At 43.3% G+C, this 13,597-nt stretch carries 8 protein-coding genes and 1 pseudogene; 6 read left to right on the top strand and 3 right to left on the bottom strand.

Annotated features, from left to right (window positions below; translation table 11 throughout):
* The first annotated feature begins 53 nt into the window (after positions 1-53).
* Positions 54-230 carry a hypothetical protein gene (locus U1P77_RS07860; protein ID WP_321154485.1) on the top strand — a complete coding sequence of 59 codons (177 nt, stop codon included), beginning with the start codon at positions 54-56 and terminating at the stop codon, positions 228-230.
* Positions 231-792: 562 nt separating this feature from the next.
* On the opposite strand, the pseudogene U1P77_RS07855 reads toward U1P77_RS07860, so the two are convergent.
* Positions 793-1,614 (bottom strand): annotated as a pseudogene (locus U1P77_RS07855) (HupE/UreJ family protein).
* A 324-nt stretch (positions 1,615-1,938) separates the two neighbouring features.
* Between U1P77_RS07855 and U1P77_RS07850 the strand changes: the two are divergent.
* From U1P77_RS07850 to U1P77_RS07840, 3 genes are all read left to right on the top strand, one after another.
* Positions 1,939-2,550, top strand: coding sequence for a MotA/TolQ/ExbB proton channel family protein (locus U1P77_RS07850; protein WP_321154484.1), 612 nt, complete (start codon positions 1,939-1,941; stop codon positions 2,548-2,550).
* 47 nt (positions 2,551-2,597) lie between these two features.
* Positions 2,598-2,999, top strand: a complete 402-nt coding sequence (locus tag U1P77_RS07845) for an ExbD/TolR family protein (RefSeq protein ID WP_321154483.1) — start codon at positions 2,598-2,600, stop codon at positions 2,997-2,999.
* Between the two features lie 209 nt (positions 3,000-3,208).
* Positions 3,209-4,690: an MFS transporter gene (locus U1P77_RS07840; RefSeq protein ID WP_321154482.1), complete on the top strand. Its 1,482-nt coding sequence runs from the start codon at positions 3,209-3,211 to the stop codon at positions 4,688-4,690.
* Positions 4,691-4,923: 233 nt separating this feature from the next.
* Here U1P77_RS07840 and narL read toward each other — a convergent pair whose 3' ends face one another.
* Positions 4,924-5,583, bottom strand: coding sequence for a two-component system response regulator NarL (gene narL, locus U1P77_RS07835; protein ID WP_321154481.1), 660 nt, complete (start codon positions 5,581-5,583; stop codon positions 4,924-4,926).
* Positions 5,584-5,675: 92 nt separating this feature from the next.
* Positions 5,676-7,727 carry a histidine kinase gene (locus U1P77_RS07830; protein WP_321154480.1) on the bottom strand — a complete coding sequence of 684 codons (2,052 nt, stop codon included), beginning with the start codon at positions 7,725-7,727 and terminating at the stop codon, positions 5,676-5,678.
* A 361-nt stretch (positions 7,728-8,088) separates the two neighbouring features.
* Here U1P77_RS07830 and U1P77_RS07825 point away from each other — a divergent pair, with 361 nt between their 5' ends.
* A complete protein-coding gene (locus U1P77_RS07825) occupies positions 8,089-9,468 on the top strand; it encodes a NarK family nitrate/nitrite MFS transporter (protein WP_321154479.1) in 1,380 nt (459 codons plus the stop codon).
* A gap of 361 nt (positions 9,469-9,829) precedes the next feature.
* Positions 9,830-13,588 (top strand): nitrate reductase subunit alpha, encoded by a 3,759-nt coding sequence (locus U1P77_RS07820; RefSeq protein ID WP_321154478.1) that lies wholly within the window; start codon positions 9,830-9,832, stop codon positions 13,586-13,588.
* The last annotated feature ends 9 nt before the right edge of the window (positions 13,589-13,597 follow it).

Genomic DNA, 13,597 nt, shown 5'->3' with positions numbered 1-13,597 from the left:
GGTATTATTTCAGTCAATATCTCAGCCAGAACCTACCAAAAAGATGACCATGGATGAGCCTACCCTTGTTTCCCCATCAGTATCAGGCAGTCAAGCAGATAGATTCGGGAACTTGCTATGCTTGTATGCATTGCGGCTATATCGATAATATCTCTAAGCCGAATCAGACTTGTGCACGTTGTGAATGTGACGATTGGGCTCAAGCCATTAATGTTGAGGTTATTGAATAACTGGATTTTAATGACTTCTATTTTTTGTTCAAGATCTATTCAAAACTACTTAATAGACTCAAACATCGCATACTTTCAATAGCGTTCTTTAGAATGAGAGTCAAAGTTTGTTATCGTAACTAGATAAATAGTCATAGTCTGATTGTATAGCTGTCTGATTTCCACAAGCCTGATACTACTAATTGACAATAAAGTAACTGAATACTTTACTAATAATTGCAACAATAAGTCATCTATTGTCATGAATAAGGATTTATTATGAAATGTATTTCTAAAAATAAACGGCACTCATTGGTATCTTCTATCCATTATAATTCTAGTTGTAGCTGTACAAAATGTGGCTGTACCAGTCCTTCAACTTGTGAAAAATGTGATATGTGTTCGAAATGCTGTCAGTGCAGTTAAGCGTAATAAAACTCACAGTACCTAGACCTTTAAAATATCAATAATAATAAAAAAGCAGCCTCCTAGATATCATTTAGGAGGCTGCTTTTTTGTAGGTTTGAGAGGTATAAACAGCGACCTATTTGCTAAAGGACTGTTATTAAGCTCTAAAGCGGGATCACATTATCCGCTCAAAAAACCACCACAAGGCAATGACAATACTGATCAGAGAACCTGCATAAAATATGACTGATTTGTAAAAACGCGTGTGACGTAGCAACAGCGCTATCGGAAATACTAAGACGATAAATACCAGCTGTCCCAGCTCAATCCCTACGTTGAAGCTCAATAGTGCTAGCACGCGCTCACTGGTCGCTAATGGTAAATCTACTAGCACGTTGGCAAAGCCAAAACCGTGAATCAGTCCAAAAATAAAAGCCAGATAGACGGCTCGTACCCGTAGCATTGGTACTAAGTTATTTAGTGCCGCGAATGCTATGGACTAGGCAATTAAGGATTCGATAAAGCGGGCAGGGATACTGACGATCCCGAGGGCCGCTAAACTTAAGGTAACTGAGTGCGCTAGCGTGAACGAGGTTGCGATCCAAAAGACTTCAAGCAGTGCGGCTCGCGGTTTGGCAACGGCAACCAACTGTTTTTGCTTGCGTATGTAAACGGCAGGGATCAGAAGGACAAACAAAAACAATAGATGATCCCAGCCAATCAGCAAGTGATGTATCCCACTTTTTAAGAAGTTTAGCGAAGTGGCGAGCAAGCTGGAGTCTGCATCTGCACCTAGCGGACTTTGTCCTACGGCCAACACTTGAACAGGCAAGTCATCATCGACTTGAGTCAGGATCAAGCGGTGGTTGGCATCGATACCTGCTAGTATCTGGTAGTTCAGCCCGGAGATAGGTGTTGCGCACTCCAGCTTAAAATTTGTATATAAATAATTAAACCCACCACGCGTATTGATTGCCAGTGGCGCAAAATTTGTCATTTGGCAAGATTGGGTACCCGCCTCTAATGTCACTTGGGCTGCGATTAGCTGTTTTATGAGCGTTGTCTGTGACTTAACCTCCGCCCAACTGACCTGACTGTCTCGGTTTGGGTCTATATCTACCAGCAAAGCCAGATCTCGAAGCGACAACTCAAGCCGTTCCAAAAAAACGGGCTGACCGTTAATGGCATTGTACCAATGTCATTAACGTATGAGCGGCCTTAACTTAAGCAACTAGGCACCAGTAAAAAAACGAATAAAGCAGCTGATCACTTAAGGGAAAACACAGCCTATAGTGCTACTCAACTGCTCTAAGGAGTCTATATGGATTTTACCGATTATTGGCAATACACAGATATTATTACTAAGTTTTTGTTTTTTGCGCTATTTGTGTTATCGATCGCTTCTTGGGTTACGGGTATCTTGCGACTGCATTATAGCCGCCAGTTGGCTAAAACGGTCGTTGCTGACTTAGCGCAGCAAGTACGCAGTCAGGTACCGCATACTTTGCAAGCCAGCCCAGAAGAGCGCAGGCTCCTCACCGAACAGACGTTGTTACAGCAGATCGGTCGCTACCGTTATCAGAGCGAGCAAGGGTTGCCACTGCTTGGCACGACCGCTGCTATTGCGCCCTTTATTGGGCTATTCGGGACAGTGTGGGGAATATTCCATGCGCTGCGTAGCATAGGCGAAAGCGGGCAGGCGGGACTGGCGCAAGTGGCGGGTCCGGTAGGAGAAGCGCTTATTATGACTGGTCTCGGTCTTGCGGTAGCAATTCCCGCGGTGATCTTTTACAACATTATTACGCGTATGAATCGCCGGATTTTGCACATGGCCAACGATATCGCGCATGGTCTATTGGGCGAATCAATGCGACCGGCCATGACAACAGAAATTAAAGCAACCGATGACAAAGTAGCTGATATTAAAGTATAAGCAATGGCAATCCACGCCCTAATAAAGAAAAAAAGAAGGAGGCAGTTATGGCGTTTCATCTAGGCGATGAAGAGACCCAAGGCATAAGCGGGATGAATCTAATTCCACTCATCGATATTATGCTGGTGCTGATGATTATCTTTTTGGTCACGGCCACAGTGATGAATCCAACTGTACCTTTGGAGCTACCCGAGACCAGTGCCACGGTTAGTGACTTGCCTGATGAGGTGTTGCAAGTCAGTATTGATAAAGACAGTGGCTTATTCTGGGATGAAGAGGCGCTGACGTTAGAGCAATTGCAAGTACGGTTTGAGCAAGCAGCAAAAGAGGGGCGTAATCCGAATATTCACCTGCGGGCGGATAAAGACACCCGTTACGACATGGTCGCACAAGTGCTGGCTGCCGCGAGTAATGCGGGTTTGACTAAGATTGCTTTTGTAAACAAATAAGCTTTGCACAAGATAAAATCATGTTTAGCCGCTGTTTAATATCATCCTACTACTCCCGTTAATACCACTTTTTAGTGCCTATTAATTAGTGCCTATTAAGTAGTATTGAAAGCAAAATTTATACTGCTTTCGCTCAATAGTTAGCTTCATTATTTATTGGTATATTGCCCCTATTACAACTGTGAAAATTTACGGTAGGGGTATTTACTATGCAAGCAAAAGAGCTACTTGAGCTGGAACGCCGGGAAATAAAAGCGCTTCACTATACGTGGATCGCTTTTTTTCTTACCTTCTATGTTTGGTTCAATATGGCGCCGCTAGCCACTTCTATGCTACAGACAGAAAGCTATTTGACGCCAGATCATATTAAGTTGTTCCTAATTGCAAACGTGGCTTTAACGATTCCTGGGCGAGTGGTCGTAGGAATGGCTTTAGATCGTTTTGGACCCAGACGGGTATTCTCGATATTAATGGTGGTTATGGCGATACCGACCTGGTTTTTTGCCTTTGGTACTTCTGCCATGCAACTGTTCGTTGCGCGATTATTTATGTCTATCGTTGGTGCCGGTTTTGTAGTCGGTATACATATGACCGCGCTATGGTTTAAACCGAAAGATATTGGCTTTGCTGAAGGCTTTTACGCAGGATGGGGCAATTTTGGCTCAGCAGCAGCGGCTATTACTATTCCAACCATTGCCTTACAGTTCTTCGGTGGCGATGATGGTTGGCGCTGGGCCATTGCATTGTCTGGCTTAATTATGGCCGTTTACGGTGTGGCCTATTGGTTTCTTATTACCGATGGTCCAACGGCTGATACCCATAAAAAAGCACGCTCGGCTGGCGCTTTAGAGGTGTCTACTTGGAAAGATCTTTTATTATACTGTTTGTTTATTATTCCTTTATACGGAGTACTGTCATTACTAGTCTATCGTACTCAAGGAATGGGGTTTTTAGGCGCTACTGGCGCTTGGGTATGCTATGGCGTTATCGGGTTAATGGTGCTGTATCAAATCTATAAAGCCATTAGGGTTAACGTTCCTATTATTAAGGCGGGGATTCCTGAAGATGATAAGTATCCGTTTACCTCCGTTGCTGCTCTAAACGTGACTTACTTTGCTAATTTTGGCGCAGAGCTGGCAGTGGTATCTATGCTACCGATGTTCTTTGCCGCGACCTGGACCCTTGATCCTACGGTAGCCGGGCTGGTTGCCTCAACTTTTGCTTTTGTTAACTTATGGGCGCGCCCGCTAGGAGGATATATCTCCGATCGAGTAGGCAATCGCCGTCTGGTTATGTTGGTATATATGTTCGGCATTGGTATCGGATTTGCGCTAATGGGATTATTGAATGCAGAGTGGCCGTTGTTTATTGCGGTGGTCTTTACTATTTTATGCTCAGTGTTTGTACAAGGCGCAGAAGGGGCGACCTTTGGCGTTATTCCATCCATTAAGCGGCGTCTCACTGGTCAGATATCAGGTTTGGCAGGCGCTTATGGCAACGTAGGTGCAGTATTCTACTTGTTTGTATTTACCTTAGTTGAGCCCAACCAGTTCTTTTTTATTATTGCTATAGGCGCCTTTATTGCTTGGGTACTTTGTTTCTTCTGGTTAAAAGAACCTGAAGACGCCTTTGGTGATGAGTATAAAATGTCATCTGTAGATATTCAGATTGCCAAAGAATATAACGGTTAGTATAGTCGGTACACTTTAAAAAAGAGACAGTGTGGCTGGTAGAAATTTTTGCAGCCTCTGTCTGGCGAAGCGCACAGCACGCTAGAAAATTTTTACCAGCTGCACGCATTTATCTACGTATCGCTTTTATTTAGCATTGACGATATTGTCTTTCTTATAACTGTTCTTCCTATAAAAAAAGCCACCTAATTTTATAGTTAGGTGGCTTTTCATTTATCAGTCTTGATAACAAGTTATTTCGACAAATGATTGACTGTCCAAACGGCAGCATCTACCCGCGTACGCAGACCGGTCTTGTTAAGGATATGCTTCACGTGTACTTTTACCGTTGACTCTGCAATATCGAGCTTATTGGCGATCATTTTATTACTGAGCCCTTCCGCTATCATTTGAATCACTTGTAACTCCCTACCCGTCAGATTGCCTGCAATATCTTGAATACTGGGGGTACGTAAGGTTTGAGCCAATATTGACGCTAGGTTTGGACTGATAACCAGTTCGCCGCGCAATATTTTTCTAATATCAATAATGATTAAATCAGGTTCCATATCTTTTAATAGATAGCCATCTACGCCCAACTTTAAGGCATCTTGTACATCTTCACCGCTATCAGAAACCGTAAATAATACGGTTTTGGTCTTAATGTTTCTCGCTTTAATTTCTTTTAAAGTTTCCATACCGGTTAGTACAGGCATCTTATGATCTAGAATGACCAAATCGACCTCATTATTTGCTAAGAATTCTAGCGCCTCTTGTCCATTACTCGCTTCACCAACGACTTTGACATCGCTCTCAAGATTCAGTAATTCTGCTACACCTCGACGTAACATAGGATGATCATCTACTAATAACAACCGAGCGGGAGAAGCGGAGGTATAAACTTTGGTACTCATAACATACTCACATATTAAAAATGCTACAAAATAAGCGTTCTAAATCTTAAAAAACGACAAGCTAACAGGTTACACGGGTTATTTTTACTAAATTATAGATAAGCTTCTTCGATGGTGCTTTCGTCAAAGAAATTGGGCGCAAACTTAGCGGTTATTGTAGTGCCCTGTGGCTGATTATTAGAGACGATCAATTCCCCACCTAAGTTATGGGCGCGCTCTTTCATAATCATTAAACCATGATGCTGAGTCTGATCTACGGTGCCTGATATACCAACACCATCATCTACGATGGTCATAACAATATATTTGTCCTCATCATCATATCCCAGTTCAATGTCTACACTTTCAGCTTGGGCATGCCTGCTAATATTTGACAACGCCTCTCTGGCAATTTGGATCAAATCAATTTGTTCAGTGGCACTTAAATTCAGAGTCATCACTCGATTACTCACCGTAATATCAAACTTACCCTTTAAGGCAAATTCATTGGCAGCTTCGTGTAATGCTTCATCAAAATTATCATTATCAATAGTAAGCCGAAAGGTAATTAATAAATCTCTTAGCTGTTGATAGGCGGAGCTAAGGCCTAGCTTTATTTGATCAATATGCTGCCGGACGGAGGCTTCATTTTGTTCGTCAGACCCATTTTTAAGATGCCGTTCTAACACACTGACTTGAATTTTTAGATAAGACAGGGACTGAGCCAAAGAATCATGCAACTCTCTAGCAATAGTGGATCTCTCTTCAAACAAGATGAGCTGATGCTCCTGTTGTCTTTGTTTACGTAGTGACAGAGCAGTACTGATGAGGTTAGTGAGCGCTACAATCAGCTCATTGTTTTCAAAATCTAGCTCAGAACCTATTTCAGACTCGAAAAAGTTTCTACCTTCTTTTGCAATCTGAATACGCTGTGAGGATTTCGTACTGCCGTCATTATCATCTGGCGACAGTATGCTATTGATAAGTAGCACCGATTTTGGTCTGACTTTTAACTCGCCGAATTCGATTTTTTGGTGGGCGATAGGGTAGGATTTGGTATATGCGCCTTCTTTAGTTAAACAATTATCACAGTTTAGCTTCTTACACAGCTCTTTCATTTTTTCACCGTGTAAGATGATGGCGTTCTTATTATTTATAAATTTATTCTGGATGCATAAAGTGAACTCTAAATGCGGAAGGATTTTGCCAAAATCTGTAATTAAAGTATCAAGCCTATATAAACTCACTTGACTGGTGGTTAGGGATTTAGAAAAATCATAAAACAGCGACAGCACTTGGTTGGCTTTCACTAGATGTTGGGTTTTTATCTGTACCTCACTCTCAAGTGAACGCTGATGAGTCTCAATGGTACTGGCCATATCATTAAAAGAATCCCCAAGTTTATTGAACTCTGTATAGCCTGATATAGACACTCTCGTATTGCGTTTGCCCTGCTTAAATTTATAATTGGCTTTAATAAGTTGTTGTACGGGTGTCAGTACATTTTGACGCAGCTCATGCATACCAATAAGCATAATAACAATGGTCAGAATCAAAAAAGAGATTTGTAATATCTGTTGCCATAGTTGTCGCTGCTCATTCCGATATTGCAACTCATTGACCAGTTCATCTACATCTTTAACAAATTGCAGTGAGTCATTATAAAATGTTTGTTTGTCCTGTGCCAATAATGAAGGCTTTAAATCTTGAAGCCATGTTGTCTCAATGCCTTGGAACTGATCGCTAATTATCTTACTCTGGTTTGCATTCTCTGATAAATATTCATTTAATTTTGTGAGCCTATTTTGCATGTCTTCAACGAGGAGGCGTACTTCTTCAGACTCTCTTAGAGAGACAGAATTTAATTCATCCTGTTCTCTAATCTTTTTCTCATTCTCAACATTATTCTGACCTTCTAAGTTCTTTTGATTAAGACCAATGTTTAAATCAAAAGGATGTTCTTCAGCAAAGTCAGTCGCCAGCTGAAAGCTAATACGGTAAGTGGCCATCCGTATCGAGCCTGCGGTGTTAATGGCTTGCGCATCTGATTCTGATACCCAAGCTAGCATGCCACTACCCAATGCAGATATAAAGCATAGGATAGAAATAGTGAAGATAGCGCCCCAAGCATGAAGGGGTAGAGAATGTCGTCGGTTACTATTCATAATTAATAAGCTTTTACCTATCAAGAAATTCAACTTCAGGAACTTCACTTTATTGGCAACTGCAGATTTAAAAAATTTCAGCGTGTAAACCAAAATGCAAACCTGTCATTACTGCCATCAATGAGTCGGTCTTCAATATACCTCTTTAAGCCATCAGTATACCACTATGTATTAATACTAATAACGGTGATAACCAAGTACCGTTAGTTATCATTTGTTATTAGTGTCTCAAGTGAATAATAAAGCCAACAAGCAAGGGTAGTACGCTGTTTAAGGTCTGTAAATACTTCTAAACGCTTACTTCCTACTGCCTATTTTTATAACGGCTTAACTGTATAGACGATATTAAGTGAGGAACAGCATGGGCAGTAATGACGATTTTAAAGGTGGTAAGCTCATCACTGACTGGCGTCCCGAAATAGAAGAATTTTGGGAAAGTAGCGGCAAAAAAGTCGCCCGTCGCAATTTATGGATATCTATACCCGCCTTACTACTGGCTTTTGCGGTATGGATGGTATGGAGTGCAGTCATTGTTCGCCTGCCAGAGATAGGTTTTGATTTTGATAGTGGGCAGCTGTTTTGGTTGGCCGCTTTGCCCGGTTTATCAGGGGCGACGCTGCGGATTTTTTATTCTTTTATGGTGCCTATTTTTGGTGGTCGGCGCTGGACCGCTATTTCGACTGCATCATTATTAATTCCAGCATTATGGATGGGGTTTGCGGTTCAAAACCCTGATACCCCGTTCATTATATTCGCCATTATTGCGTTACTTTGCGGCTTCGGTGGGGGCAACTTTGCCTCTTCTATGTCCAATATCTCATTCTTTTTTCCAAAATCTGAACAAGGTACCGCCCTTGGCCTCAACGCCGGTCTCGGTAATTTAGGCGTATCTGTCATGCAGTTCGTCGTGCCGGTGGTCATCCTGTTCGCGGCATTCGGTAGCTTAGGTGGCGATCCACAGATTTCTGGTTCGGGCCAACTGTTTTATCTACAAAATGCGGGCTTTATTTGGGTGCCTTTTATCCTTTTATTCTCAGTGTTGGCTTGGTTTGGAATGAATGATATCGCGACTTCTAAAGCCTCTTTTAAAGATCAATCCATTATCTTTAAGCGTAAGCACAACTGGATTATGTGTATTCTTTATATGGCAACCTTTGGTTCATTTATTGGTTTCTCTGCCGCATTTCCTATGTTGATTAAGAATTCATTCCCAGCAATAGATGCCCTGAAGTTTGCCTTTTTAGGCCCCTTAGTAGGCGCCCTGTTTCGTCCATTAGGCGGTTGGATATCTGACAAAGTGGGCGGCGCTAGAGTGACGTTTTGGAATTATATTGTGATGGTGTTGGCTGTACTGGCTGTCATGTACTTTTTACCCAATGAGAGCACTGAAGGCAGTTTTGTTGGGTACTTTATCTCATTTATGGTGTTATTTATTACCACGGGCATTGGTAATGGCTCTACTTTTACCATGATTCCGGTTATTTTTAGAACGTTGCATGAGAGACTTGAACCAGAGAAAATTGGGCAAGAAGGACTGTTCGTAAAAATACGTAAAGAGTCAGCAGCGGTCGTTGGCTTTACCTCGGCTATCGCGGCTTACGGTGCTTTCTTTATACCTAAAATGTTTGGGTCGGGCTTAGGGGTCTTCGGTACTTTTATCGCTTTGATTGTTTTCTATATCATTTGTATCGTATTGACCTGGTGGTATTACAGTCGCGGAAATGCTGAATATCCTTGCTAGCTGTAATCCGTACTAAGAATATATCGGTGTTAAAACTACAATATCAAAGCTTTTCAATCGTGCTACTTACTTAGGTGAGTAGTATTTTTTTTGCTTATTCAATCTTGTGTAGTCTTCTGTCGCCTGTTTTCTCTCTTATTGATTGGTTTTTGACGACAGTATTTTTATAACCGCTACTACTAAGGGAGTAGTGCTGTGCTCATGTTAGATAATAGTAAGACCTTTGTAGTTTACTTAAAATGATGATATCGAAACAGTAGTTACTAATTTTTGGGCATAGAAAAGCTACTCAAAGCACTCCTTAAATCACTCTAAGCCCAGTTCTAAATACACCATAGGCAGCAACATAAGGGATAGTGAAATGAGCCATTTACTCGATCAATTCCGTTTTTTTAAACGCAAAAAAGGTGAGTTCGCTGATGGACACGGCGAGACCCGTGATGAGTCGCGTGAGTGGGAAAATGCTTATCGCAGCCGTTGGCAGTATGACAAAGTCGTGCGCTCAACCCATGGCGTTAACTGTACGGGTTCTTGCTCATGGAAAATCTATGTTAAAAACGGACTGGTAACTTGGGAAACTCAGCAAACTGACTATCCAGAAACTCGTCCAGACTTACCCAACCACGAACCTCGAGGCTGTCCTCGTGGCGCAAGCTACAGCTGGTATATGTATTCTGCCAACCGGGTAAAATATCCTAAAGTACGTAAGCCTTTATTAAAATTATGGCGCGAAGCCAAGGGAGAATTTCCAGACCCAGTCGATGCTTGGGGAAGTATCGTCGAAGATCCAATCAAAGCGGAACAGTATAAATCTAAGCGCGGTTTAGGGGGCTTTATCCGCTCAACTTGGGCAGAGGTCAACGAGATTATTGCCGCGAGTAACGTCTATACTGCCAAAGTTTATGGCCCTGACCGTATTGTCGGTTTCTCTCCTATTCCGGCCATGTCGATGGTCAGCTACGCTGCTGGTAGTCGTTATTTGTCCTTGATTGGTGGCGCTAACTTATCTTTCTACGATTGGTACTGTGACCTGCCGCCTGCGTCTCCAATGACTTGGGGTGAGCAAACGGATGTTCCTGAATCCGCCGATTGGTATAACTCTGATTATATTATCGCTTGGGGTTCAAACGTCCCGCAAACTCGCACACCCGATGCGCATTTCTTCACTGAAGTCCGTTATAAAGGCACTAAAACCGTTTCTATTACTCCCGATTATGCGGAGATATCCAAGTTAACTGATTTATGGCTGAATCCCAAGCAAGGGACGGATGCGGCAGTAGCTCAAGCTTTTTGTCATGTCATTATTAAAGAGTTTTACCTAAAGCATCCTAGCGAGTATTTTCTAGACTACGCCAAGCGCTATACCGATATGCCAATCTTGGTCATGATAGAAGGCGCAGAAGGCTCGCGTCGCCCTGGTCGCTACCTTCGTGCTTCTGACTTGGTTGATAACTTAGGTCAAGAAAACAATCCAGAATGGAAAACCATCGGCCTGAATAATGATGGCGAGTTGGTTTCTCCACAAGGCTCTATTGGTTATCGCTGGGGCGAAAAGGGTAAGTGGAACATTGAGCAAAAGAACGGTACAACAGGCGAAGCGATTGACCTGACGCTAACCTTAAAAGACAGCGCTGAGACTTGCATAGTCGCATTTGACTACTTTGGTCATGTTAAACATCCACACTTTGAATGCGTACCAGGCGAAGCGTTACAGCAAAAGACCGTCCCTTGTAAAACCGTTACCCTTGCCGACGGCACCACCGCTATAGTAGCGACCGTATTTGACTTAACGGTTGCCAATCTTGGGGTCGATAATGGGGTTGGAGGCGATCACGTCACCGATGACTATAACGATGCTAGTGTCCCAGGTACGCCGGCGTGGCAGGAAGTGATCACTGGACTCAGTCGTGAGCGTGTCATCCAAGTGGGCCGTGAGTTTGCAGAAAACGCGCATAAGACTAAAGGCAAATCGATGATTATCATCGGTGCGGGTATGAACCACTGGTATCACCTCGACATGAACTATCGTGGTGCGATTAACATGCTCATGCTGTGCGGTTGTATCGGCAAATCAGGTGGCGGCTGGGCGCATTATGTGGGTCAAGAAAAACTACGCCCACAGACCGGTTGGTTGCCATTAGCCTTTGCGCTTGATTGGCATCGCCCACCACGCCAAATGGCCGGTACTAGCTTCTTCTATAATCATAGCTCGCAGTGGCGTCATGAGACCATTTCTGCACATGAGATTCTCTCACCGCATGCCAATAAAACCCATTTCCCTGAGCATATGCTTGATTACAATATTCAGGCGGAACGCGCCGGCTGGTTACCTTCAGCGCCGCAACTCGATCGCAACCCGCTAATCATTGCTGAGCAAGCAAAAGCGAGTGGCAAAGAGATTGAGGATTATGTGGTGGATTCTCTGGAAGACGGCAGTATGCGTTTTGCCTGTGAAGCACCGGACAACCCCGTCAACTTCCCGCGTAATATGTTTATCTGGCGCTCAAACCTTTTAGGCTCATCAGGTAAAGGGCATGAATATATGCTCAAGTATTTCTTGGGTACCAAAAACGGCCTATTAAACGAAGAAAACCCTGCGGGTCATCTGCAACCCAAAGAAGTCGATTGGGTAGAAAAAGGCCCGACTGGCAAGCTGGATCTGGTGGTTACTTTAGACTTCCGTATGTCTTCTACTTGTATGTATTCTGATATCGTGCTGCCGACTGCGACTTGGTATGAAAAAGATGACATGAATACCTCAGATATGCATCCTTTTATCCATCCTCTAACGGCAGCAACAGACCCTGCTTGGGAATCTAAAACGGATTGGGAAATCTATAAAGGTATCGCTAAGAGCTTCTCTGAAGTATCAAAAGGCCATCTAGGGGTTGAGACTGACGTCGTGACTTATCCGATGCAACATGACACCCCGGGCGAATTGGCTCAGCCATTTGGCGGCACAGACTGGAAAACCGCTGGCGAAAAACCCGTTCCGGGTAAGAACTGTCCAATGATTAAGATTGTTGAGCGTGATTATCCAAGTACCTATGCTAAGTTCATCTCTCTAGGCCCTGCTTTAGAAAAACTAGGCAATGGCTCAAAAGGTCTAAATTGGGACGTCAAAACCGAAGTCAAACAACTTGGTGATCTCAATTACCGCGTGACTGAACCCGGCGTTTCTGAAGGTCGACCACGTATCAGTACGGCAGTCCATGCGTCCGAAACTATCTTAATGCTCGCCCCAGAAACCAACGGTCATGTTGCTGTTAAAGGCTGGCAGGCATTATCTGAGTTTACCGGTCGCGAACATGAGCATCTTGCCAAATCTAGTGAGCATACAAAAATTCGCTTTAAAGACATCGTGGCGCAACCGCGTAAAATTATCTCAAGTCCAACGTGGTCGGGTATCGAGTCCGATGAAGTGAGCTATAACGCCGGTTATACCAACGTTCATGAGCTCATTCCTTGGCGTACGCTTACCGGCCGTCAGCAGTTTTATCAAGATCATCCTTGGATGCAGGCATTTGGGGAACAAATGCAACAGTATCGTCCCCCGATTGATACCAAAACCACTGAAATAGTCAAAAACGCTAAGCCCAATGGTAATAAAGAAATTGTCCTTAACTTTTTAACACCGCATCAAAAGTGGGGTATCCATAGTACGTATTCTGACAACTTATTGATGCTGACCTTGAGCCGTGGTGGTCCCTGTGTCTGGATGTCAGAAGTTGATGCGGCAAAAGCAGGTATCGTCGATAACGATTGGATTGAGCTGTTCAATGCTAACGGCGCTCTCACCGCTCGTGCCATCGTCAGTCAGCGGGTCAAAGAAGGTATGACCATGATGTATCACGCTCAGGAAAAACTGGTCAATATCCCTGGTTCTGAGCAGACCGGTACTCGTGGCGGCATTCACAACTCAATGACTCGTACTATCTTGAAGCCTACCCATATGATTGGCAGCTATGCTCAGCAATCTTATGGCTTCAACTATTATGGAACGGTGGGTTGTAACCGTGATGAGTTTGTTGTTATCCGTAAAATGTCAAAAATTGACTGGTTAGAAGACAAGCCAGATGATTCATTACCTCGTCCATTGCCCACCAGCATTGAAGGGTAAAGTCACTTC

It is taken from the genome of Psychrobacter sp. LV10R520-6 (assembly GCF_900182925.1).
Classification (GTDB): Bacteria; Pseudomonadota; Gammaproteobacteria; order Pseudomonadales; family Moraxellaceae; genus Psychrobacter.
Note: the sequence above shows the minus strand (reverse complement) of the source record. Positions and strands in the feature narration are given on the sequence as shown.